The sequence below is a fragment of the Okeania sp. genome (genome assembly GCF_035285525.1).
Classification (GTDB): Bacteria; Cyanobacteriota; Cyanobacteriia; order Cyanobacteriales; family Microcoleaceae; genus Trichodesmium.
This window is the reverse complement of the sequence record NZ_JAYKGW010000235.1, coordinates 1-25,477: the sequence shown is the minus strand read 5'-3', so window position 1 is coordinate 25,477 and position 25,477 is coordinate 1. Positions and strand designations below refer to the sequence as shown.

Annotated in this window: 21 protein-coding genes; 11 read left to right on the top strand and 10 right to left on the bottom strand. The window is 34.4% G+C overall.

Features of this window, described 5'->3' with window-relative positions; genetic code table 11:
- Positions 1-344: 344 nt before the first annotated feature.
- The 7 genes from feoB to dapF all read right to left on the bottom strand — a co-directional run bounded on the left by feoB (position 345) and on the right by dapF (position 7,199).
- Positions 345-2,171 (bottom strand): ferrous iron transport protein B, encoded by a 1,827-nt coding sequence (feoB, locus tag VKJ25_RS22235; protein WP_324238834.1) that lies wholly within the window; start codon positions 2,169-2,171, stop codon positions 345-347.
- A gap of 353 nt (positions 2,172-2,524) precedes the next feature.
- Positions 2,525-2,755: a FeoA family protein gene (locus VKJ25_RS22230; RefSeq protein WP_324238833.1), complete on the bottom strand. Its 231-nt coding sequence runs from the start codon at positions 2,753-2,755 to the stop codon at positions 2,525-2,527.
- Between the two features lie 211 nt (positions 2,756-2,966).
- Positions 2,967-3,128 carry a hypothetical protein gene (locus VKJ25_RS22225; protein ID WP_324238832.1) on the bottom strand — a complete coding sequence of 54 codons (162 nt, stop codon included), beginning with the start codon at positions 3,126-3,128 and terminating at the stop codon, positions 2,967-2,969.
- Between the two features lie 232 nt (positions 3,129-3,360).
- On the bottom strand, positions 3,361-3,657 hold the full coding sequence (locus VKJ25_RS22220; RefSeq protein WP_324238831.1) for a hypothetical protein: 297 nt from the start codon (positions 3,655-3,657) through the stop codon (positions 3,361-3,363).
- 303 nt (positions 3,658-3,960) lie between these two features.
- Complete coding sequence (locus tag VKJ25_RS22215) at positions 3,961-4,221, bottom strand: hypothetical protein (protein ID WP_324238830.1); 261 nt, start codon at positions 4,219-4,221, stop codon at positions 3,961-3,963.
- Between the two features lie 497 nt (positions 4,222-4,718).
- Positions 4,719-5,864 carry a hypothetical protein gene (locus tag VKJ25_RS22210; RefSeq protein ID WP_324238829.1) on the bottom strand — a complete coding sequence of 382 codons (1,146 nt, stop codon included), beginning with the start codon at positions 5,862-5,864 and terminating at the stop codon, positions 4,719-4,721.
- A gap of 498 nt (positions 5,865-6,362) precedes the next feature.
- Positions 6,363-7,199 (bottom strand): diaminopimelate epimerase, encoded by an 837-nt coding sequence (dapF, locus tag VKJ25_RS22205; RefSeq protein WP_324238828.1) that lies wholly within the window; start codon positions 7,197-7,199, stop codon positions 6,363-6,365.
- A 270-nt stretch (positions 7,200-7,469) separates the two neighbouring features.
- Between dapF and VKJ25_RS22200 the strand changes: the two genes are divergently transcribed.
- The 3 genes from VKJ25_RS22200 to VKJ25_RS22190 all read left to right on the top strand — a co-directional run bounded on the left by VKJ25_RS22200 (position 7,470) and on the right by VKJ25_RS22190 (position 10,097).
- The gene (locus VKJ25_RS22200) at positions 7,470-7,682 is read left to right on the top strand and encodes an Hfq-related RNA-binding protein (protein ID WP_324238827.1); all 213 of its coding nucleotides are present in this window, start codon (positions 7,470-7,472) and stop codon (positions 7,680-7,682) included.
- A gap of 796 nt (positions 7,683-8,478) precedes the next feature.
- A complete protein-coding gene (locus VKJ25_RS22195; protein WP_324238826.1) occupies positions 8,479-9,357 on the top strand; it encodes a M23 family metallopeptidase in 879 nt (292 codons plus the stop codon).
- A 200-nt stretch (positions 9,358-9,557) separates the two neighbouring features.
- Positions 9,558-10,097 carry a late competence development ComFB family protein gene (locus VKJ25_RS22190; RefSeq protein ID WP_324238825.1) on the top strand — a complete coding sequence of 180 codons (540 nt, stop codon included), beginning with the start codon at positions 9,558-9,560 and terminating at the stop codon, positions 10,095-10,097.
- 732 nt (positions 10,098-10,829) lie between these two features.
- Here VKJ25_RS22190 and psb29 read toward each other — a convergent pair.
- The 3 genes from psb29 to hemF form a co-directional block, all read right to left on the bottom strand.
- The gene (gene psb29 / locus VKJ25_RS22185; protein ID WP_324238824.1) at positions 10,830-11,549 is read right to left on the bottom strand and encodes a photosystem II biogenesis protein Psp29; all 720 of its coding nucleotides are present in this window, start codon (positions 11,547-11,549) and stop codon (positions 10,830-10,832) included.
- 409 nt (positions 11,550-11,958) lie between these two features.
- Positions 11,959-12,333, bottom strand: coding sequence for an STAS domain-containing protein (locus tag VKJ25_RS22180; RefSeq protein WP_324238823.1), 375 nt, complete (start codon positions 12,331-12,333; stop codon positions 11,959-11,961).
- Positions 12,334-12,408: 75 nt separating this feature from the next.
- Positions 12,409-13,443, bottom strand: a complete 1,035-nt coding sequence (gene hemF, locus VKJ25_RS22175) for an oxygen-dependent coproporphyrinogen oxidase (protein ID WP_324238822.1) — start codon at positions 13,441-13,443, stop codon at positions 12,409-12,411.
- Positions 13,444-14,857: 1,414 nt separating this feature from the next.
- Between hemF and VKJ25_RS22170 the strand changes: the two genes are divergently transcribed.
- The 8 genes from VKJ25_RS22170 to VKJ25_RS22135 all read left to right on the top strand — a co-directional run bounded on the left by VKJ25_RS22170 (position 14,858) and on the right by VKJ25_RS22135 (position 25,289).
- The gene (locus VKJ25_RS22170; RefSeq protein ID WP_324238821.1) at positions 14,858-15,928 is read left to right on the top strand and encodes an Mrp/NBP35 family ATP-binding protein; all 1,071 of its coding nucleotides are present in this window, start codon (positions 14,858-14,860) and stop codon (positions 15,926-15,928) included.
- A 217-nt stretch (positions 15,929-16,145) separates the two neighbouring features.
- Positions 16,146-16,340 carry an NAD(P)H dehydrogenase subunit NdhS gene (locus VKJ25_RS22165; protein ID WP_324238820.1) on the top strand — a complete coding sequence of 65 codons (195 nt, stop codon included), beginning with the start codon at positions 16,146-16,148 and terminating at the stop codon, positions 16,338-16,340.
- 815 nt (positions 16,341-17,155) lie between these two features.
- On the top strand, positions 17,156-17,821 hold the full coding sequence (locus VKJ25_RS22160) for an HAS-barrel domain-containing protein (protein ID WP_324238819.1): 666 nt from the start codon (positions 17,156-17,158) through the stop codon (positions 17,819-17,821).
- A 242-nt stretch (positions 17,822-18,063) separates the two neighbouring features.
- The gene (rpsB, locus tag VKJ25_RS22155) at positions 18,064-18,882 is read left to right on the top strand and encodes a 30S ribosomal protein S2 (RefSeq protein WP_324238818.1); all 819 of its coding nucleotides are present in this window, start codon (positions 18,064-18,066) and stop codon (positions 18,880-18,882) included.
- A 393-nt stretch (positions 18,883-19,275) separates the two neighbouring features.
- The gene (tsf, locus tag VKJ25_RS22150; protein ID WP_324238817.1) at positions 19,276-19,935 is read left to right on the top strand and encodes a translation elongation factor Ts; all 660 of its coding nucleotides are present in this window, start codon (positions 19,276-19,278) and stop codon (positions 19,933-19,935) included.
- 650 nt (positions 19,936-20,585) lie between these two features.
- The gene (locus VKJ25_RS22145; RefSeq protein WP_324238816.1) at positions 20,586-21,593 is read left to right on the top strand and encodes a hypothetical protein; all 1,008 of its coding nucleotides are present in this window, start codon (positions 20,586-20,588) and stop codon (positions 21,591-21,593) included.
- A gap of 407 nt (positions 21,594-22,000) precedes the next feature.
- Complete coding sequence (gene recG, locus VKJ25_RS22140; protein WP_324238815.1) at positions 22,001-24,484, top strand: ATP-dependent DNA helicase RecG; 2,484 nt, start codon at positions 22,001-22,003, stop codon at positions 24,482-24,484.
- Positions 24,485-24,893: 409 nt separating this feature from the next.
- On the top strand, positions 24,894-25,289 hold the full coding sequence (locus VKJ25_RS22135) for a four helix bundle protein (protein ID WP_324238814.1): 396 nt from the start codon (positions 24,894-24,896) through the stop codon (positions 25,287-25,289).
- Positions 25,290-25,477: the final 188 nt, after the last annotated feature.

Genomic DNA, 25,477 nt, shown 5'->3' with positions numbered 1-25,477 from the left:
TAGGGAACAGGGAGTAGGGAGTAGTTAAGAGCGAGGATTTAGAGAAGTTATACAAGACGTACACGGTTCCCGAGAAATCAGAAAAATTATCCCTTGGTTTTTATGCCCAACTCTTGCCGAAATACAGCAAAGGTGGGAAGTTTGGGAAGAGTGGGAAGCTATTGGTAGTGGATTGTTTCATCTTAAATGATGGAATAGATTTAGGTTGGATGCAGGTCCGAAACAAGGGCAAAAATTTTTCTCCCGTAGATGTAGGTTGTATGCAACGTCCCTAATCCCTGAGAGAAAACCGGTTTCTGACTTCTCTTCCTATTCCCTACTCCCTACTCCTTAATTATTATTAATTAATTCTTCAGTAAAGCCAGAGCGCTTTGGTAAAAAATGAAACTAGATAACCAAGCTAAAACTAATGGAAATACTAAAGAAAGTAGAGAAAATTTCCATGATTTTGACTCTTTAATTAAAGTAGCTAAAGTAGATAAACATGGGGTATAAAGCAAACAAAAAATACAGAAACTATATCCTTGAATAAAAGTAACTGTATCCGCAATATTACTACTAACATTTTGTTCACTCATGCTATAAATAACTGCTAAAGAACCAATCACAATTTCCTTAGCAATAAACCCAAAAAATAGAGATAATGTTAAATAAGGATTGATGCCAATAGGCTCCATAATAAAACTCATAAATTGCCCAATTTGACCACCAATTGTATCTAATCCTGTTGCTCCTGGAGGTAAATTTGTAAGTACCCAAACTGCAATACAACCAAAAGTAATAAAGCCAGATGCTCTAACTAAAAATTCTCTGACTTCTCCCCAACTTCTCAGTAAAATTTGTTTTAATGTAGGTAAACGATAAGGAGGTAGTTCTAAAAGGAAAGGTTCTTCATTTTTATATATTCCTTGAAATAAGGCTGCAACGATCATAGCAACCAAAAAACTGAGGATATATAGAGAGAATAAAACTATCGCTCCATTACCATTTGGAAATATCGCAGCAATAATAAATACAAATACCTGAAGTCGTGCCGAACATAAACCAAAAGGAATAATTAACATAGTTAAAAGTCGTAAAGCACGCGATCGCATTACTCTAGTTCCCATTAATGCTGGAACATTACAACCAAACCCCATTATATGCAGTACAAAACTACGTCCATCTAAACCTAATTTTGCCATAAAGGCATCCATTAAATAAGCAGAACGTGATAGATATCCACTATCTTCTAAGACTGCCATAATTATAAAAAATACAATAATTAAAGGCACAAAAGAAGCAACTGTTGTCACCCCTGCCCAAACTCCATTAATTAGAAAGTCTTGAAGTAACTGTGGTAAAGGTTGAACTAGAGGTTCAACAATTAATAATTGTATCCATTCAACCACCATATCCAAGAGGTCTACTGAAGGAAGTCCGATATTCCAAACTGCCCAAAAAACTAAGAACATTCCCAGGAAAAATAAGGGTAAACCCCAGACAGGATGAAGCAGAATTTTATCGACTTGAGCTGTGAAATTTTTGGCTATTTCTGAAGGCATAGTCACAACTTCATTTAAGACAGTATTTATTTCTTTAACGGAAATATTTTCTTGTGCTTTTAAGATATCTAATGTAGTTGAACTTTGATTCTCTTTTAACTTTTCAGAAATTGCCAAATATGCCTTCATATAACCTTTACCATATTTAGCACTTATTAAAAAAACTGGCATTTCCAAACGTTGAGATAATTTTTCCGTGTCTATTTTAATTCCATATTTTTTAGCTTCATCTGACATATTTAGCATCAAAATTGCGGGGAAACCAAAAGCTTTTATCTGCAATGGCAGGATAATTTGACGGTCAATTTGTGAAGCATTAATAACTACTATTATTAGATCGACAGGATTATTTTCTAGGAATATTTGTACAACTTTTTCATCTTCAGAAAAACCGTTAAGATTATAGACTCCTGGTAAGTCTATAAATTGCGTTATTTCATTATTTATTTTCACCTCAGCTTCCAAGACATCAACTGTTATTCCCGGCCAATTTCCTACATGAGCTGAAACTCCAGTAATTTGATTGAAAAAAGTAGATTTGCCTGTATTTGGCATTCCAATTAAAGCAACTCTTTTGGCTAAATTAGATTTAGTAATTGTTGATGTATTATTGTTATGGCAAGTCATTTCATTTATCAGTTATTAGTTATTAGTTATTAGTTAACAGGTAAGTATTTCCTGCGGAATTCGCTCGCATTCAGCTATTAATAGTCAGCATCATTAAATTCTATTGACCGCTATAATTTTCTTCTTAATTTTGACTTTTGACTTATTTAATAATAATCATTTCTGCTATTAGCAGTCACCATCATTAAATTCTATTGACCGCTATAATTTTCTTCTTACTTTAGACATCTCCAAAAATAAAAAATAGAATCAATTATTATTCATAAATCATCAATTTGTATTCCCTATTCCCTCCATACCTGTTCCCAGTTAAGTGTTCCCTCTTTTCCGGAGATGTCTTTTTGACTTTTGACTTATTTAATAATAATCATTTCTGCTTCCTGAAGTCGAATAGCTATTTCTGTGGTTGCTCCAACTCGAATGTGCAAAGGTCCATTAAATATAGCCTTTCGTAAGACCTGCACTGGCCTCTCAGAAACTATTCCCATTGCTGTTAATCTCTGAACTATTCCTGGTTGACAACCAACCTCTAATACTTGCTTGACTATTCCTGTTTCTCCTATTTTTAAATCAGCTAAATTCATTTTAATTACCTTTAAATTTATTATTAAAATAATGTAAGCATTTCCTGGGAAATGCTGCTCCAACAACTATTAGTAGTCAGCACTTTAGCTATTAATACCAAATCCGATGAACGAAAAGCTGATTACAAATATATATATTATGCTTCACTTTATAATCAGTCTATAATAACCGGATTTACTATTATATCAAATCCACCTTTGGAGGATAAAATCAATATTGGCAAGCACATAACTTCTCTATTTTGTCAAGTTTTTTGACTAAATCTCTAGAAATTAATTCTGATAATACTTTTTCTATTTGATAAATTTCTATACCAAGAAAACTATAAATTTCTTGTATTCTTGCCAACCCATTAGTAATAGATTTCAGCACAAACTATTCTAATAATTGTAATTCTCTATTTGCCAAATAAGTTAAGTGAAGACATAAGACATAGAAAGGATAGCCTACTGATTTATAATCAAGCACTATTGCTTCAAGAAGTGAATGATATTTTCTAATCTTATTTTCAAAATCTTTAATTTCGTTATCCATCCCTCCCCTCAAAAAAACTTATATATCTTTTTCCAATTTATTTTCTGTCGGTTTAATTCGCAAACCTATCTCAATATTTTGTTGTAAGAAGACGTTGTTCGCGATCTATACTTGTCCCAGCTTGAAAATTTTCTATTAAATTTTGAGAATTTTCATAATCATTTAAAACTTCTTCAACAGACTCATAAAGAATATTTTTATCCCTTTCATCTTGAAATTTAATTCCCTCCGACGGAGTTGATAATAAATATAAAAAAGTCATCCCCAAAGAAAAAACATCCGAATCTCTAGAAACTCCCTCAAGATTAATTTGTTCCGGCGCAGAAAATAAAGGTGTATGATAACTTCTAATCGTATTTGTTAACAAAGTAGTAGTAATAATAGCTATACCAAAATCTCAAACTTTTGCTTGTGGTTCCTCATCAATATCTATCACCTTAATATTATCTGGTTTAATATCCCTATGAATAATATTCTTTCCATGACCATGACTAATCCCATCAATAATCTGCAAAAATCAACTCAACTTTGTTTTTAAATCAATCCCACTATCAAAATAATTTCTAATATCTTGACCATCTAAATATTCTAATACTAAATAAACCAAATTATGACGTTCTTCATAACCATAATCTATAATCTTTACAATATGAGGATGATTAAGACGTTTTCAAGTATCAGTCTCTCTTTCTAAGAATTTAATTGCATTTTTTTCATCTGTAGAAATTGTTTTCATAGCATAACGTTCATTGTTATTTAATTTTTTAGCCAAATAAACAAAACTACTTCCACCTTTTCCAATATCAGCCCAAATGTCATACCTACCACCAAGAATTTCACCGACAAGAGAATCAGATATAATTATTTTGAAATTATTTACACCTAGATATAAAAGTATGATATTATCAAGATCATAAATAAGGTAACACAAGCATCCTGCCTGTAATATTAATGTTACTAAATGCTCGATAAAATCTGCTATAAATTTACTTGAGGTTTTAACTAACTAAATCCCTAAACATTCAAATCTATCAGCACCGTTAAACAGTAACACAAGTATCCTACCTATAATATTAATGTTACTAAATGCTCGATAAAATCTGCTATAAATTTACTTGAGGTTTTAGCTAACTAAATCCCTAAACATTAAAATTTATCAGCACCATTAATAAGGATAAAAAAAGAAAACACTGTCTTACTACATTCCTATTTCTGGAGGTACTATTTTGCTCCACAGCATGAAAAACTTAGCTTCTAGGGAAGAAGCTAAATAATAATATAGAATTTGTTTGAATATCACATTCGACAATAGGAAACAATCTCCTAAAATCCTAACATTGCTTCCTTTCACTCCCTTACAGTCACAATGACTACAATAATTAATTATCTAGGTCTGATATAACTGATAACTAATAACTAATAACTGAATTAACCTTGATTAATTTCCTCAATAACCCAATTAAAAGTTTCTATTACTTGCTCCAATGCTGCATCATCTTCCAAAGTTGATAAACGTAGACTAGGCGCTCTAAACTCCTCAGCATTTCCAGGTAAAGCTAAACCAATAGAACTAAGTTTACCTCTCAACTCTAACCATTTACTATTACTATTAAATGGAGGTTGACAACTATAATTATTAGAATAAATTTCTAGACTACCAGAAATATCAATACTAAACAACTCTAGATTTTTTCTCCCTTGCTGATTAACTATTGCTGCAAAACCACCATAAACGTCCCCCCTACCCCACTGAATTTTCACCAAAGGTCCTTGATTTTTCGCCCAGTTATGAATTTTTATCACTATTGATGCTTCATCAGCACCCCATCTCGTTTTAAACTCCTGAAAAAAAGATGTCTCATCCCACTTCCTTCTCTCGCGAGTGGTACTTGATTTTTTCAGTTGCGCTTCCGTAGTTTGACCAATTACCCTAGGAACTAAAGTCCTTAAACCATCCTGACTAACATACTGTTTAATTTCTAGTGCTAAAATTTCTACTGGATCCATCTGTCCATTCAGAAATTCTACAATCCTTCGTAGTTCTGCTGAAATATTCTCTGCTACAAATACTAAACGAATTTTACCTGCTTGTAGATTAGTTTTCACTTTCTGCCAAAACTTCTCCTCATGAGCATCTTTCCCTAGAAACTTTTCAAATACTTGTTCTGGATCGCGACCATGCTCTCGACAATTAACCTCAAACTTAGTAATAATTGATTCGATAGGCCAATAAACTCCGGCATTAGCTGCATAATCAATCATTTGACCAACCACTTTTTGCCGAACATCTCTATTATGAGTCGGTTTTATTTCTACTAATGTCGGAATTGCTTCTTGGTCAAGAAATAAATGAGATAATGCCCATTCCTGAGTTATATCTTCTTCTTTTGATGTGGCTATGTCCTGTGAAATTAATAACCATCTTCTAGGAATACCTCTATCTATATCATCTCCTGCTAAAAGATTAGGATAAGTTTCCAGATATTCTTGCAGTTGATCTTCAGAATCATAAGCTTGTTCAGTCATTTCCACAAGTTGGTCATTATCTTGAATTAAATAAATACCTCCCCCCATTAATTTACCCCTATTGTTAAGTTAAAAGTTAAAATTACTACAAATTATAATTTGACAAACTGTTAGCTTTTCCTACAAAATTAAATAAATAGTATTTAGCTGTTAGTTATTATACACTTTGAAATACTAACCGTTGATTAATGATTTATTTGATCGGGACTTACACATTTTTCAGTTTTAAACACTACTGCCATATTAAGCTTCAAATTTGACTTTAGGAAAATGGTAGAATGCTAATTTTTCAAAATTTTTAGTCAAAAACCTATATGATCACTTTAAGCTTGACACATCTAAAATCCTGCAATAGTCTTAGGTTGGCTCAAGTAGCCGTAGGTTTGGTTGAGGAACCCAACCCAACATTAGTACAGTAGCCATAGGTTTGGTTGAGGAACCCAACCCAACATTAGTACAGTAGTGTAAGTCCTGTTTATTATCAATTTTTTTATATATAGCAGTCAAAGTAAAGATTAACTAAGTCAACAATTAGTCCTGACTTATTTATGCTATAACCCCTGTAAATACTTTTTCCGCAGCTCCAGTCATATAAATTTTTTGGTCTGTAGTTGACCATTCAATTTCCAAACAACCTCCCGGTAGCTCCACTGTAACTAAGCGATCGCTATTTCCAGTTAAAACTCCTGCTACCACTGACGCACAAGCACCTGTACCACAAGCTAATGTTGCACCAGCACCTCTTTCCCAGACTCTCATTTTCACATATTTTGGGTTAATTACTTGAATAAATTCTGTATTAGTACGTTCTGGAAATACTGAATGATGTTCAAACTCAGGACCTATTTTGGCTAAGTCTATAATACTAACATCTTCTACGAAAGTTATGCAATGGGGATTTCCCATACTAACACAAGTAACAGACCAAGACCTTCCAGCTACCTCTAGAGGTTGAGCCACAACTTTTTCATCAGCAGTAGCTAAAGTTGTCGGTATTTCCGATGCCAATAGTCTTGGTTGTCCCATATCAACTGTTACTTGACCATCACCTTTTAATTCTGGAACAATTAGACCAGCACCAGTATGAATATTATATTTACTCTTGTTATTATTTTCTAGTTCTGCTATAAATTTAGCTAAACATCTAATTCCATTTCCACACATTTCTGGCTCTGAACCATCAGAATTGAAAATTCTCATGGTATAATCTGCTTGCTCCGCTCCTGGTAGGGCAAAAATTACACCATCTGCACCAATGCCAAAATTGCGCTCGCATAATTTTATGGCCTGTTCGGGTGTTAGTATAGGTTGTGTCTGATGACGATTATCAATCAAGATAAAATCGTTTCCCAGGCCATGATATTTTGTAAATAATATTGTCATTATTAATTATCCAAATAATCAAGTTAAAATTTACTTTACTTGTAAGCATTCAGCTATTAGCTGTCAGCTCTCAGAAAGGAGAGATTTTTAATAGAATATAACTTGAAAGCGAGCTTTTATAGTTAAGATTTAATTCTAACTCAATTAGTCAAGCTTTTATCTAAAACTAAAAGCACTCTTCTGTTACCTGAAGGCTGTTTGCGCAGCCTTCCACAGGAAATGCTTACCTTATAATCTGAGATTTTTTAGAAAAAATATTAAATAATTATTATGTCTGAATTTGATACCAGTTTACCTAGTGTTCGCCAGATTCAAACTTATATTAAAGAAAAAAAAGAAGTAGAACTAAAACTAATTACTAACGACCTCCATGTAGGAAAAATTTTCTGGCAAGACCCAGATTGTATCTGTCTTTTAGATCAGTATGATTTACCAATTCTCATCTGGCGACAATCTATTGTTTATCTTAAACCAAAAAACTAATATAAAGAGGGAGTAGGAAGAAATAATTGATAATTTCTCTGCCATAATTGATTTAATTTTCTTATTATTGGAGATGCCTAATCACAATTCCATCCAAAATTCCCAATTTAATAGCTCTGAAGTAATTTTCAAAACACAGAGTATAATGACTAAAGTAACCTCAGTTTTGCCCGACATTAACTAACTAGGGTTTGCTGAAAAAGTATGAGTGGTAGGGGGAGGAGTCAGAATCCTGCCATCCTGCAATCCAGGAGTCAGGGGAATTACAAAAGAGGTAGGAGGAAGAATTATCCCTGGATTTTCTGTCACAATTAGCCAAAAATACTAGATTTTTTAGCTTTCCAGGCCTAAAAGCTGGTACTTCTTCCAGACCTAAACTTGCTGAAACCTTTATTTGTTAATGCTTCCATATTTAATCAGCCAGCCCTAACTATACCCGATGATCAATTAATTTTGAAAATACTTAGATTAGGGCGTGTCATTAATTAAATAAGTTGACAAAAAGGCTATTCTCTGTTATGTAAAAATGGTGATTGCGATTGAGTAGGTTCAGATACAGTGAGCACATACCTGAAATTGTGCAGTCGGTAGGGGCGGGTTTCTCAGTTAAAAACGATTTTCACAAGCTTAGATAAACCCGCCCCCAATGATGTAATGAACAGTTTTGACTTTGTCAGTCCACTACTTTTATTGATAAAGCTTCTAACATCTAATTGATGACACACCCTAGATGTAGGAGTCAAAAAAAATCAACTTTAATTTCATTAATCTAGAGAATATTCAACAAAAATAATCAATGTTTTTATCATCTAAATTGAAGCAGTTTATTCAAAGTTTAATATTAGCTACTGTGACAGCAGTTTTAGTCTTAGTTTTACCTGGTTTCAGTCAAACCGTACAGATAACTCCCACTAACCCAAAACTAGGAGATACTATATCTGTTTTCATTCAGCAACCAGATGGAAACCTCCCCCCTCCTACTGTTAATATGGATGGAAAAACTTACCCCTCCTTTTCTCTTGGACAAAATAAATTTCGAGCATTCTTACCGACAACTCCCTTAGATAAATCTGGCTCCAGACAAGTGCAAGTAACAACTAATACAGGTACACAAAACCTCACTATAAACTTGCAAAATCGTTCTTTTCCAACTCAATCTATTTGGTTGTCCCCTGATAAAGAATCTCTCGAAGGAACAGATTTAGAATTTGATACAGTAGGAGCATTTAAACAACTTGTCACACCAGAAAAATTGTGGAATGGTCCTTTCCTTCGCCCCAACAATGGTCCGGTTAGTACCGTATACGGGGTAAGAAGATACTATAATGGAGAATTTGCTGAAGACTATTATCATCGTGGAGTAGATTATGCAGATTACAATGGCTCCCCTGTAGTAGCTCCTGCCTCTGGTCGTGTGGCCCTGGTAGGATTAGAATCCCAAGGTTATGAAATTCATGGTAATACTGTAGGTATTGACCACGGTCAAGGAGTAACCAGTATTTTTATGCATTTGAATAGTATTAATGTCAAGAAGGGTGATATGGTGAAAGCTGGCCAGGAAATTGGTACTGTAGGAACTACAGGTGCATCTACAGGCCCTCATCTTCACTGGGGATTATATGTAAATGGTCAAGCTGTAGACCCGGTTCCTTGGCGGTACAATGGTATGGAATAGATTTTATTTTACAGTCTAATTATGGAAAACTTTCTGTATTAAAGACTTTTTTCCATATAAAAATATCTGTAATTTATTAATTATTTGAATAATTCAATGGAGTTGTTTATGTTAACGTTGATAAACTTCTCACTTTATTCTAAATTATTAAGTTAGAAATCTTATAGAAAAATTTTTATCAGTAAGCTTAAATAAAAGTTATGACTATAGAAAGAATTGTAGAACAAGCTTTACAAGATGGTTATTTAACACCTTCGATGGAAGCAGAGGTAGGAAAAATTTGTAATACAGCTTCTGAATTGTCAATTGAAGAATATATGGCCTTAGATCGTTTAATGGGGGCTTTATTAACAGGAGAAGTGGTTGTTTTACCACGGAAACAATTTATTAACGTGATGGAGGAGTTAGTATTATCTGAGGCGATCGCCAAAGTAGCGGAAATAGAGGCAACCAGCGATAAAAGCCTTGATGTAGGAGATATTGCCGCTTATGCTTTGAATAGACTTCCTCCTTTGTATGCTACTACTGAAGAGGGTGCGCAGTTTCAAAGAACTAAAGCTAAGGATGAGTTGCAACAGTTGATTTCTCAACAGGTAGGTGAAGCGATCGAGCAAAATATTACTCGAAAACCAATTCACTCTACAGTTTTTGGCAGTTCTCCTAACGTTGGTTTACAATTAAGTAACTTACTTAAATCTTATGCCGATCAGTTTGAAGCTCAAGATTTGAATCTAGATTAGGTTTTTTGATTATTCATCTATTATAAATTGTCCACCTAGATTTGCTGGGTAAAATCTGTACATATTAAATTATCCAATAAGTCAACATACATAGCTATAGTTTTAGCAGATCTTTTCTATTACTATTTATATTAATGAATATTACAATTTACATAGCCACCCTGACAGAATGGAAAGCTTTATGGTAGATTTTTACGGAGAGAGGAAGTTCAGATATCAAATCACTTTGTTGTGTTAGGATATACAAATTTTTTTCATCACAAAAATGAGAATGGGTGGGTTAAAGTCAAGCAGGGTTTGCTAAAAAAATCTTATGGGTCAGAGTAGAGTCACAAAAAAAACGGAGCCAAGGTAGCTTAAAGAATTAAATCTCAATTTTTCTACCATAGTCAACCGAAAATTATGACTTTTTTTTTTAATCTGAGCAACCTAAAAAATGTTACTTTAGTTTTTTTTACAAAGTAAATAAAATCCTAAAATATTTACAGCTAAAGGTTATTTTAGATTAGATTTAATCAGCAGACCCTAATTATTCTTTGATATTTCTTTCTGTACTTCCCTACCCAAATTCCTAATTTTATCTTAACTTCAAGCCAAAAAAGCTCAAATCTTTATTTGTCAGTTTTTTGGCATTTAATTAGCAATAAGTATAAAATAGAATTCCCAACCGTGACACTTAGTGAGAATTAGAAATACCACACTGTCTTGTATTAGAGTAGTGTCAAGAATTTGTCAGTTACTACCTTCTGAACTATTCTTAAGAGTATTAGAATTATTTTCTTTTTCTAAACTACGTTGTTCTCGTTTTTTCTTCATTGCATTGAGAGTATCTTCCATAGCGCTAAGAGTTTGAGACATTCTTTCCAAGTTACCAAGATACAAATCTATATCTTTCATAAACTTTTCTTCTGGCAAATTTAAAGCTTGACAAACTTTTTTGAGAGTTTCCGTGCGTTTCTCTTTTTCCTTGATTAATTCTGTATCTACTATTTCTAATAAAGTAAATAAACCTATAGCGAACAAGCGACTATACTTAAATTTTGATTCCTCAGAAATACCCCTTAAATAATCTTGCCATTTTTGAGTACCATCTATATTGGTTGACAAACAAATCCATGACAGGAGTTCCGATGCTGACATTTGTCGAACTGCATCCTCTAATCCTTTCGCATCAGTACGGTATTTGTTGGGGTCTTCTTCCTGTGCTTCGATCAAAGCATTATAAACCGAAATTTTGTCTTCCTCTGGAGAGTACCCCTGCATAAAACGGTCAAAAGCTGTAACTACACCCAAAGCATAAAACGGATCATAGTTATAATTAGTATTAACGGAAATCAGGTGCATTTCCACTAGCAACTCTTCAACGACCCGATTATATATTGAATTAATCGGACGAGTGTGAAAATTATAAAAGGCTTTTTTAGTATCTGAAACAGTACGAATATTATTCACCTGGTGTTCTAGTTATATAATCCCATCTCTAAAGCTTGATTTCTTATCTACTGTACCATTTTTCAGCATATAAGTCACAAGAAAAGCAGAGTGGGTTTTGCTATTTAAAGTACCTACCCCAACGCTGTACTTATAGGTATCTTGTTTATCCTACCACAAGCTGGTAATCAGTAGCTTATAGTTGGCAGCTATTCAAATCAAAATTTTAAATTTTGATTTGAATAGCTTAGTCCAACTAAATAAGTATCTCACTACAACTAAGAATTTATGCTACTGAAGTTGAATTGATTTCCAAGGCAAGATATACCATGAGAAACCGAAGGTATAAATAATAGTCCTTTAAAAGTATAACTTTAACTGTCAAGATATTATTCCTACCATCAAATTAACAGGTTCTGCTGTGAAACTTTTAAGCTCTATTTCCTTCGCGGACATCATCATAATTAAGAGCTTCCTCTTCTGTTTCAAAAATCTCAAACACAGAATCCATCATTGTCACCTCAAACACCAATTTGGCCTCTGGATGAACGCTACAAATACGGAAGCTACCTTTAACTTTGTCAGCATCTCGCATCCCTGCTACCAGGGATGTCAGTCCAGAACTATCAATAAAGTTAACCTGGCCTAAATTTACCACTACATGACGACTTAGTTTGGAAATACACTCTTGCAACTTCAGGCGAAACTGCCAAGCTGTGGTGATATCCAAGCGTCCAGTTGGTGTTAGGACGATTACTGTTGTGCCGTCCGGAGTTGTGTGGGTTTTTTGCTCAATCTGAATCACTGACCCTTCCCTCGGGATGATATTACTTGCGGTGGTTGCCCATCTAACTGTAGTTTAACTCAGAGAGTAATTAATTTAATTATTTGGTTTCCATTCAGCCCAATTATTAGGCTTTAAAAATACCTCATACAGTTCTGCTTCTGGTGTATTGGGCTCTGGTTTGTAGCCATATTCCCAACGAACTAAAGGTGGTAAAGACATCAAAATTGATTCTGTACGACCATTGGTTTGCAAACCAAAAATTGTACCTCTGTCATATACTAGGTTAAATTCAACATAACGGCCACGTCGGTATAGCTGAAAGTTGCGTTCCCGATCTCCATATTCCATGGATTGCCGTCGCTCTACAATTGTTTTATAAGCTGGTAAAAAAGATTTACCACAATTTTGTACAAATGTAAATAAAGATTCCCAATTACGAGATTCGGGAACTCCTAACTGCTGGCTATAGGTTGCTGCTGGCCCGTTACTATCTGGGCCTTTGTATAATTCTCCTTGACCATCTTGATAATCAAAGAATATACCTCCTACACCTCGCATTTCTTGACGATGCTTTAAGTAAAAATATTCATCACACCATCTTTTAAACACAGGATAATACTCTTTATGGCTTTTGTCACAGGCTTCTTTAATAGTTTGGTGAAAGTGATTTGCGTCTTCGGCATAAGGATAGTATGGTGTTAAATCTATACCACCACCAAACCACCATACAGGGCCTGCTTCAAAATAGCGATAATTTAGATGGACTGTTGGAACATAGGGATTTTTCGGGTGTAGTACCATAGAAGTTCCTGTGGCATAGAAACCATGACCTGCCGCTTCTGGTCTTTGCTTAAGTATACTTGGAGGTAGTTGCTCTCCCCATACTTCTGAAAAATTTACTCCTCCTTGTTCAAAAACACCACCGTCTCTAATTACGCGAGACCGACCTCCGCCACCACCTGGACGTTGCCAACTGTCTTCTTGAAATTTTTTAACTCCGTCTAATTCTTCTAGTCCTTGACAAATTTCATCTTGTATAGTCTGCATAAATTCACTGACTTGTTTCCTTGTGTTACTCACCACTGGTTCAGATGAAGATGTTTTTTGGGGTTTAGTTGAAACTACCATAATTATGATATTTTAAAGTTGCCTAAAAATTAACTTTTTCCTAAGACTGCAATCTTACCATGCTCTTTATGATGTATTTACTATTTTATAATTTTTTAGGCATTGTTTTGAGTACATAATACTTAACAAAAAAAAGCTGAGGATAAAAATTATAATTTCAGGTTGCATTATTTATAGTTATTTTTCCAGTTTTTTGTTAATGAACAATTACTACTGGGAATTTTAGAAACAAATAATAGGGATAATAATTCCAGATTTTTTTTATGAAATAGATAAATTTTTGATAGATTATTGATTAAGTTAGTATACCAATTATTTTATTATTTTGTTTTTAACTAAGAAGATTATTGCTGATATTTTTAGATAAAGTTACACTCAAGAAGAAGACAATTAAAAAACTAGCAATCACATATTCAATTATTTATTTGGTCTTAGATTCAGTACCAGTAAAAATAAATTTAGTAAAAACGTAAGCATTCAGTCATCAGCTATTCCTTTTATTACTCACTAAAAGCTTGATTAATTCAGCTATAAAAAAATTACTGTAAAAGTCAGCTTTAAAGTTTATATTCACTTAAAATATATCTTTAAACATAGGGTATTATTGCTGAATGTGAGCGCATTCCGTAGGAATAGCTGACAGCTAATACCTGAATGCTTATTGATTTTTAAGGGGATGAAAAAAATATTTAACTTCAGCATTTTCAGCCTCTGACTAAACTAGGAGGTTCCCTCTATACTGATAACTGATAACTGAAATAACACCCTATCCTTAAAAACAGCGTCTTATTGCTGTTAGCTGACAGCTAATAGCTGTTGGCGCAGCATTCCGAAGCAAATGCTTACCATTGAGCTAGGGTGAAAATCAAGCCTATAACAAAACTTCCTCCAGTCATATTCTTAAATTTAATAAAAACAAACAATAAATTTAGGTAAGCACTTAGCTTTTGTCAAGAATCAAGCAATTATAAAGTTAGCTGATGACCAATTTCATTTCCAGCGGAATGCTTCATAAATATAACTTGTAATTCTCCCTATGAGGCTAATTCCTTCTTTAGCATAATAATAAGTTAGTTAATAACTTAAAGCTCATAGCTGAAGTCTGTTTGTGCAGCATTCCGGAGGAAATGCTTACAAATATAGGAATTGGTATGGCTGTTTGATTATAGTCATAAAAACATTGTTATAGAAATGAAAAATGCTATCCTTACCTTGATTTTATTATAAATAATTGTAGATACTGATAACTAAATACTTAAAGCTATATAATCTTAGAGTAACCACAAATCTAATCAAAGCACTTAAGTGGCTTAAATGGTTAGTCCAGATCATATCCAACCCATTCACAAACGAGATGGATAAAATTACTCAAAACCAGTAATTTTTTCTAAGAGCAATTTTACAAACAAATCAAATGTCTAATATACCCGATACTAAATCAATTTTAGATGTATTACGACCAGTACAGGACCCCGAACTGCGTAAAAGTTTAGTAGAACTAAACATGATTCGCAATATTAACGTTGTAGATGGACAAGTCAAATTTACTTTAGTTCTAACAACTCCAGCTTGTCCACTACGAGAATTTATTGTAGAAGACTGCCAAAAAGCCGTAAAGCAACTACCTGGAGTTAAAGAAGTTATAGTAGACGTTACAGCAGAAACTCCTCAACAAAAAGCTGTACCAGATCGCCAAGGTATTGATGGAGTAAAAAATATTATCGCTATTTCCAGTGGTAAAGGTGGAGTAGGTAAAAGCACAATAGCAGTAAATGTAGCCGTCGCTTTGGCTCAAATGGGTGCTAAGGTGGGTCTAATTGATGCTGATATTTATGGCCCTAATGATCCGACGATGTTGGGTCTAGCAGATGCTCAAGTTATGGTACAACAAGGACAATCTGGGGAAGTATTAGAACCTGCTTTTAATCATGGGGTAAAGTTGGTATCTATGGCTTTCCTCATCGACAAAGACCAACCTGTGATTTGGCGTGGCCCTATGTTGAATGGCATTATCCGTCAATTTTTGTACCAGGTGCAATGGGGCGAATTAGATTATTTATTAGTGGACTTGCCTCCTGGTACTGGTGATGCTCAATTAACTTTAGCTCAAGCTGTGCCTATGTCTGGAGTTGTAATTGTGACGACTCCTCAAAATGTGGCTTTACTTGACTCCCGTAGGGGTTTGAAAATGTTCCAGCAGTTGGGTGTTTCTGTGTTGGGGATAGTGGAAAATATGAGTTATTTTGTACCTCCAGATATGCCAGAGAAAAGGTATGATATCTTTGGCTCTGGTGGTGGTGAAAAAACGGCTCAAGATTTAGGAGTACCTTTACTGGGTGGGGTTCCTTTGGAAATGCCTGTGAGAGATGGGGGAGATTCTGGTATACCTATTGTAGTAGGTGAACCTAGTTCTGTTTCTGCTCAAGAGTTACGGGCGATCGCTCAGAAAATTGCTGCTAGAGTTTCTGTTGCTGCTTTGACATAATAAGGCAGGGAATAATTAATAATTAATAATTATTTATTCTTATAAATAAAAGGATTGGCTAAAATTAATCTTTTGTCTTTTTATCCATAAGTCAGGAAGGTTTATAATTTAATTTTTCAGCAATTAATTTTGCTGATAAACTGCCAAAAGTTACCAGAAAAAAATTACAGTTTTATCAAGTACAATTTAGTAAATATTTTAATGGGAGTTAAAGATAATGATTTTACCTGGTGTAGCGGTTAGAGTTAACAATATTGGTGATACTTACTATGGTTTCCAAGGGCAAGTTCAACGAATAAGTGATGGTAAAGCTGCTGTTTTATTTGAAGGTGGAAATTGGGATAAGTTAGTAACATTTAGATTATCAGAATTAGAGGTAGTTGATGCCACAGCAGGTCGGAAGAAAAAATAAGAAGGAAGAAGGAAGAAGGAAAAATAATATTTTTAGGAGTTTGTAATTTTTTCCGAATCAAATTCAAATAGGATAATAGGAAATAGGCAAAGAACAAAAGTTTCGTAGTTTGTTTGAGCTGTTAAATTTTACAACCCAACTTGAAAACTTCTAGATTCCTAATTTCAAGTAGATTCCTAATTTCAAGTATTTCAGTTGACTAAAAATTAAGTTTTCTTCTAGATTGAAGCTAGAAATTTTTCTATTTGATTAGAACTGAATTTTCAGTATTATTCTGAAGTCAAAAGGTAAATTGTTTGACCTTGAAACCCAAAATCTTCTTTAGGTAAATTTAGGTAAAATGGTAGTTATCGAAAGAATAAATCAGAAAATCTAACAGACAGATGAGAACTGAATTTTCAGTATTATTCTGAAGTCAAAAGGTAAACTGTTTGACTTTCAAGCCCAAAATTTTCTGATGGTAAATTTAGGTAAAATGATAGTCTGATCGAAAAAATAAATCAGAAAATCTAACAGACAGATGAAAACTGAATTTTAATTATTATTCTTAATTCAGAAGATAAACTTTTTGACTGGGAAACCGGAAATTTTCCGATAATAAATTTTGCTTAAATAATAGTTTTATCGAAAGAATAAATCAGAAAATCTAACAGACAGATGAAAACTGAATTTTCAGTATTATTCTTAATTCAGAAGATAAACTTTTTGACATTTAGCAAGGAAATATTCCGATGGGAAATTTTAGTTAAATAGTAGTTTATCTAAAAAATAAATACCATTTAACTAAAAGCTAACTGATAACTGATAACTAAATAATGCGTCTTCCTTTACCACAATTTTCTAATACAAATCCTCAGAATAATTACATAGCTGAAGTCATAGAAACAGCAACTACAGAATTTTTAGCTCAATGTTTAGAACCAGAAGAGTTAGATTTTCCGATGATGCCGGCTTTTGGTACTTGGGTAAAATCTCAAGATGAACAATCTGGAAATATGATTTATGGAGTAGTTTATTATGCTACTACTTTACCTATAGATTCAGTACATAGAGCTAGAGCTTTAGGAATGTCTTTGCCTGAGTTACGAGAGCAACAACCACAGATTTTTGCTATGTTGAAGACAGAATTTCGAGCAGCAATAGTAGGTTTTTTATCTCCCGAAAATTTTAATGGTTCTAAACCAGAAAATGGGAGAATTTATCAATATATTCCACCTCGTCCACCTCAAATCCATCAAGCAGTTTATTTGTGCGAACCAGAAGAAATAATTAGGTTTAGTGAAAAGTTAGATTTTTTACGAACATTATTACAGTTAGCTAATGCTCCTGTTGATGCTTTAGTTGCAGCTACTATTAGAGAGATTTATCAACTTAGAAAAGCAGATCGTAATTGGTTAGTTCAAGCAGGTAGAAATATGAGTGTTTTGTTGAGAGATGATTATGACCGTTTAAAAATAATATTAGGGCAAATACATCCTTAATTAATGGATAATGGATAATTGATAATTAATGAAAGTAGGGGTTGAGAAGCTAAATCATACTTGGACTTGGGGAAAAGAAACCAAACCACTACATTTTTATTTCTTTAAATTATTTGGCAATTTATATGCTATCCTGGAAAAGTTGTCTAAAATCGCACATCTAGGTAATCGGGTGTTCTACAGATTTTTAATCTCTGGGAATACATCTGGATGGAGGATTAACCCGAATAGGAGATAAAATTATGCCAGTTGTTAGTTTGGCTCAATTATTAGAGTCAGGAGTCCACTTTGGGCATCAGACCCGTCGCTGGAACCCAAGAATGTCCCAGTATATTTTTACTGAGCGTAATGGTGTTCATATTATTGACCTGGTTCAAACAGCTCAATTAATGGATGAAGCTTACCATTATATCAGAACCGCCTCAGAACAAGGGCAAAAATTTTTATTTGTTGGTACAAAACGTCAAGCTGCTGGTATTATTGCTCAAGAAGCTATTAGATGTGGAGCTTTCTATATTAACCAACGTTGGTTAGGTGGAATGCTAACTAATTGGACTACGATTAAGACTCGTGTAGAAAGATTGAAGGACTTGGAGCGTCGTGAAGAAAATGGGGCACTAGATTTGTTGCCCAAAAAAGAAGCTTCTATGCTTCGTCGTGAGATGGCTAAACTACAAAAATATCTGGGTGGGATTAAAAATATGCGTCGTATCCCAGATGGTGTGATTATGGTAGACCAGCGACGAGAATATAATGCTGTTCAAGAATGTCAGAAGTTGAATATTCCGATTGTGTCTTTGTTAGATACAAATTGTGACCCGACTCAAGTTGATATTCCCATTCCGGCAAATGATGATGCGATTCGGTCAATTAAACTTATATTGGGTAAGTTGGCTGATGCTATTTATGAGGGCCGTCATGGTCAACTGGAAACTAGCTATCAAGAAGACTATGAAGATTACGAAGATTATGAAGATGATTATGAGGGAGCTGAAGAAGAGTTTGATATAGATAATAGTAATATAGGGGAATCATCTGAGGAAAGTCAAGAAGAAGAGTAATAATTAATTGATAATTGATAATTATTTGATTGCTTATTTTTGTAATAGATAGAAGACTTTTTGCATTCAAAAAGTTTCCTGGTTACTTAAACAGAACTTACACGGGAGGAACCCGGTTTCTAGGGTAAATCATTAGTTTTTGACAATAAACATCTATGAGAAACCGGGTTTATGAGTTTGTATGGGTAAGTCTTTTCAAAGTTTAAGATTTCCATCATTATCGATATATCAATATATAAAAAATATTGTTGAATAGGAGAGGTAGAATTTTTAGGGATAAAATATAGTGTGAATTTTTTCTAAAAGTTCTATCTGAAAGTTAAAAAAATAAAGTTAGGATTATCTCCTAAAATGGCATTGTACTAAAACTCAAATACAAAAGGAAAAAAAAAGATGGCGGAAATATCTGCAAAGTTGGTGAAAGAGTTGCGCGAACAAACAGGCGCAGGTATGATGGACTGTAAAAAAGCCCTAAAAGAAAATGATGGCGATATTAATAAAGCTACAGAATGGCTCAGACAAAAAGGTATTGCTTCTGCTGGAAAACTTGAGGGTAAAGTAGCAGCAGAAGGACTGGTTGAGAGTTATATTCATACAGGTGGCAGAATAGGTGTTTTAGTAGAAGTCAACTGTCAAACTGATTTTGTGGCCAGAAATGAGGCTTTTAAAGAATTAGTTAAGAATGTTGCTATGCAAATAGCCGCTTGTCCACAGGTAGAATATGTATCGGTTGATGATGTTCCAACTGAATTTGTAGAAAGTGAAAAATCTATAGAAATGGGTAGGGAAGACTTGAGCAATAAACCTGAAAATATTAGGGAAAAAATTGTTCAAGGTCGTATAGAAAAGCGGTTAAAAGAATTAACTTTGATGGATCAACCTTTTATCCGTGACCAAAATAAAACGGTGGCAGAGTTGATTAAGGAGACTAGCGCTCAGTTGGGTGAAAAGGTAAAAGTTCGTCGTTTTATTAGGTTTGTTTTGGGAGAAGGTATTGAGGTAAAAGAAAGTAATTTTGCTGAAGAAGTAGCAGCACAAACAGGACAAAAATAATCTCAGCATTTAGCTATTAGCAGTCACCAAACAGCTTTTTAATAAGCCTTTAAAAGTGGGGTTTAAATGAAGTAAAAATTAGCTTAATTTATACTAGATTTTAAACCATAGAATTAAAGTACAAGAACAAGTATAAGTAACTCTAGTTTAGTTATAGCAATTCCTACAGTTATAAAGTGTATGGCAAATCCCCCTAAATACCCCTTTGAAAGGGGTACTTTGAAGGTTGCTACGCTTACAAAGCTATCCCCGATTAGGAACTCCTGAAACAGTTGTGGGGCAAACCCCTAGCCCCTCCCAGGAGGGGAAGGGGGAACAGGGATTAAGGGGAGAAGGGAGAAACAATTATGCTAGGTAAGTGAAAATACTTAAATAATCCCAGGAAAATGTATAAAAAAATACATTTTTTTGCCAAAAAAGCCAAAAAGCCACTCCCAGACTTACACATAACTTGTCATTAATACCCAAGTTTTATGTTAAGCAAAGATGTTTATAAAGTATAGCTTACAAAGGGAGATAAAATTAAAGGACTGCTATATCAACTAGAGTTAAGTAATAAAGCTGAATGCTGAATGCGAGCGCATTCCGCAGGAAATGGTTAGATTTATTTTAAATTGAGAATATATTTATTTTAGAGATATTTGGGAATAGTGGGAGTTATCACAGAAATAGAACAAGATTTACAAAGAATTGAAGAGGCGATCGCTGATATGGCCCAGGAAGTATATACCACATATCAAGGCTATTTACAAGTTTTGGGGCAAGGGATGCGCCAACAATTAATTTTGGCTAGTTATCATATATGTACTCAGGGATATCCACAAGAATTTCTCAAGTTATCGTTTTCTCAGCGACAAAAAATGCAGGAAGAGTTGCGAGAAAAGTCTAAGTTTGCAGCTCAAGAATTACAAAAGTTATTAAATAGAAATCCAGAGTCGAAACCAAAGTCTAATGATAGTTCTTTTGCAGAATTAATGAAGATTCTTTTGAATGAGGAAGAGAAGCAAAAAGATCAAGTAGAACCTAAAGTAAAAGAGAAAAAAGAAACTATAGAGTTTGATTCTTCTGAATTATTTGCTAGTAAAATATCTGCACAACCTAAAACAGATTCTCAGGATCAAGAAGCAGAAGAGAAAGAAGAAGAGAAAGCAAATGAAACTGAGGGAGAAAAAATCAAAATTTCTCCGGAAGATATAATTGATAAATTGAGCGATATTGATACATTAATTAGTTGGCAAGAAAATATAGAAGAGCAAATACCAGTAATTTTGAAAAAGCTTTCTCATTTGACAAATTGTATACTTCAGAAAGTAGAAATATTACCGAAAAAAATCCCAGCAAAAGTTTTAGAAGCTGCGACCAAAATGGAATCTGCTGATTCTCCTGTGGGTGGGCGGCCTCATATCTTAAATTTGTTGATTCAAGCAGAAGATGCTGATGATGATGATGATGATGATAAAATTACTCGGATGATGGCAATAAATCTACAGTTATCTGAGATAGAATTTACTGATATTAATGTGGCAAGTTGGCGGAAGAAAGTTCGTAGTCTTTTAGGAAAGGTTAGTCAACTACAACGAGAATATCATAAAAAGCAACGGGAACTAGCTGTTATGGAAGCTGAGTCTGCATGGCGATCAAGTTGGTATGAAGATTAAGGAAGAAGTAAGGATTCTTAGAAGGAAATTCAAGAATATTGGTTCGCTTGACAAAAAAACAAACTAGGATAAAGTAGGATTATGAGTCAATCAGAGCTTCCAGTAAATGGTGAACACTTCAATCAGGTGCTGTAAGCTTTTTCCAATAATACTCTCCCATTCTAAATTATAAATTCTATAGCGCTGCTTTTAGGGAACAGGCAACAGGAAACAGGTATGGAGGAAGAATGAATAGCTTATAATATAAGGTTTTTACCTATTGGGCATCTCCGGGAATTTGTAAATATTAAGTGCGCACATTGCTATAAGTTCTAAATTTGTACTCTCCCATTCTAAATTCTAAATTCTAAGTTCTAAATTTGTACTCTTCAGTTAATAAAGCTTTTATCTAAAATTAAAACAAATATATGAATAATGAAAATGAAACGATAGATTGGGAAAGACTTAAAAAAGCTTTGTTGGTAGAAGCAGAACGTGGATTTCAAAATATCCAAGGTAGACAATATATTTTTAATGATTTTTTGAGTATTAGTTTAAGTCAAGTACCAATAATATTACAAGTTTATCAGAATCAATTTCAGGAATTATCTCAAAAGTTTACTTCTTATCCAGGAATGACTAGGGAGGAACGAGAATTTTTAGTGGAGAAAACTAGGCATTTTTTAAATAAAATGCAATATTTATGGACAACGAAAAAAGAAACAAACATATCAGAATTAAATTCATTAGAAGTCACTGCCAAAATACAGCAAAATAATTCCAATTTTTCCCAAAGATATACTAATAATTTTGAATTACAACAGCTTCTTAAAGATGTCAAAGGTATCGGAATTAAAAATAGCGATCGCTTGAAAAGTTTAGGTTTATTTACAGTTAGAGATTTACTTTATTATTATCCTAGAGATCATATTGATTATGCTCGGCAAGTTAATATTCGGGATTTGGAAGCGGGAGAAACTGTTACTATTATTGGCAAAATCAAAAGGTTTAATTGTTTTTCTAGTCCGAAAAATAAGAAATTAACTATTCTTGAACTTACTATTACCGATGCCACAGGGCAAATTAAAATTAGTCGCTTTTTTGCCGGACCTAGATTTAGTAATAAAGGTTGGCAAATGATGCAAAAAAAATTCTATCCAGTCGGTGCAACTGTTGCTGCTTCAGGTTTAGTAAAAGAAAACAAATATGGGAAGAATTTAGATAATCCAGAAATTGAAGTTCTTGATAGTGAAGGTGGTCAAATTGAATCTATGAAAATTGGTCGTTTAGTACCAGTTTATCCTTTAACGGATGGAGTCGGAGCGGATGTTGTCAGAAAAGCAATGGTTGCTGTTTTACCAGCAGCAGAAAATTTGTCAGAAACATTGCCCGAAAGTTTTCTGAATCAATATCAATTAATAGACTTAAAAAATGCTGTTAAAAATATTCATTTTCCTATAGATAGAGATTGTTTAGCAGCAGCTCGTCGGCGGTTAGTTTTTGATGAATTTTTCTACTTACAATTAGGTTTATTAAAACGTCGGCAAATGCAAAAAACTACAGAAATAGGAATAGCTTTACCTGTGACTGGAGAACTGATTAATAAATTCTATGAACTACTACCATTTCAATTAACTAATGCTCAAAATAGAGTAGTTAATGAAATTATTAACGACTTACAAAAACCCGAACCAATGAAAAGATTAGTACAGGGAGATGTGGGAGCTGGAAAAACAGTAGTAGCAGTTGTAGCTATGTTAGCAGCTATTCAAGTTGGTTATCAAGCTGCTTTAATGGCACCGACAGAAGTATTAGCAGAACAACATTATCGGAAATTAGTTAGTTGGTTTAATCTCTTACATTTGCCTGTGGAATTATTAACTGGTTCCACAAAAATAGCAAAGCGTCGAGAAATTCATGCTCAACTGGAGACTGGAGAATTGCCTGTTTTAGTCGGTACTCATGCTCTAATTCAAGATGCAGTAAATTTTCATAAATTAGGTTTAGTAGTAATAGATGAACAACACAGATTTGGGGTGCAACAAAGAGCAAAATTACAACAAAAAGGTGAATCTCCTCACTTTTTAGCTATGACAGCAACTCCCATTCCTAGAACATTAGCTTTGACATTACATGGAGATTTAGATGTTAGTCAAATAGACGAACTTCCACCAGGAAGACAACCAATTCAAACTACAACTTTAACTGGCAGACAACGTAAAAAAGCTTATGATTTAATCCGCCGAGAAATTGTTCAAGGTAGACAAGTTTATATCGTTTTACCCTTAGTTGAAGAGTCCGAAAAATTGGATGTTAAATCTGCGGTAGAAGAACATCAAAAATTAGCAGAAAAAGTTTTTCCAGAGTTTCAAATAGGTTTACTTCATGGCAGAATGAGTAGTGCCGAAAAAGAGCAAACTATTAGTACATTTCGGAATAATGAAACTCAGATATTAGTATCTACAACTGTGGTGGAAGTGGGGGTAGATGTTCCGAATGCGACGGTAATGTTAATTGAAAATGCCGAAAGATTTGGTTTATCTCAGTTACACCAGTTGCGGGGAAGAGTAGGGCGTGGTATTCATAAGTCTTATTGTTTATTAATGAGAGGTGCAGGTTCCACCGATGCTGTGGAAAGATTGAGTGTTTTGGAGCAGTCTCAAGATGGATTTTTTATTGCCGAGATGGATATGCGTTTGCGTGGTCCTGGGCAGGTTTTGGGAACGAAACAGTCGGGGTTGCCCGATTTTGCTTTAGCGAGTTTGGTCGAAGATCAGGAGGTTTTGGAGTTGGCGCGGGGTGCTGCTTTTCGGGTGATGGAGAAAGATGAAACTTTGCATAGTTTACCTTTGTTGAAGAGGGAGTTAGAGTTGCGATATGAGAAAATGATGGGAGGTTCTATTTTGAATTAGGGAGACAGGGAGGACAAGGGGGACAAGGAGGACAAGGGAGACAGGGAGGACAAGGAGGACAAGGAGGACAAGGGAGACAGGGAGGACAAGGGGGACAAGGAGGACAAGGGAGACAGGGAGAACAAGGAGGACAAGGGAGACAGGGAGGACAAGGGAGACAGGGAGGACAAGGGAGACAGGGAGGACAAGGAGGACAAGGGAAGACAAGGAGGACAAGGAGGACAAGGGAAGACAAGGAGGACAAGGGAGACAGGGAGGACAAGGAGGATGAGGAGGATGAGGAGGATGAGGAGGACAAGGGAGACAGGGAGAACAAGGGAGACAGGGAGAACAAGGGAGACAGGGAGAACAAGGGGGATAAGGGAGATAAAGTGGATTAAGATGGTAAAACTTAACAACTGGAGGGAAAGTGGATAAGGGAGCAGAAACAAAGAAAATTACAACTCACGAAGATTTAGTTATTTATCGAAAAGCATTTGGTGCAGCTATGACAATTTTTGAGGTATCAAAAAAGTTTCCTGTGGAAGAGAGATATTCTTTAACAGATCAAATTCGTCGTTCTTCTCGCTCAGTTTGTGCAAATTTTGCAGAAGCTTGGAGAAAGAGAAGATATAAAGCAGCATTTGTAGCTAAATTAAGTGATTGTGAAGCAGAAAGCGCAGAAAGCCAAGTTTGGCTGAAGTTTGCTGTTAAATGTGGTTATATGTCTATAGAACAAGGAAGAGAATTATTTCATACATATAATCAAGTTTTGAGCGGATTAGTTAAAATGATTAATAGTCCAGAAAATTGGTTAATTGGTTGAGCTACGTTACATCACAAATATCTATAACTATAACCCTCAAAAAGTTCATGTAGTAGACTAACACGCCTAAAACTCTGCATTAGCTTTTTTTCTCCCTTGCCCTCCTTGCCCTCCTTGCCCTCCTTGCCCTCCTTGCCCTCCTTGCCCTCCTTGCCCTCCTTGCCCTCCTTGCCCTCCTTGCCCTCCTT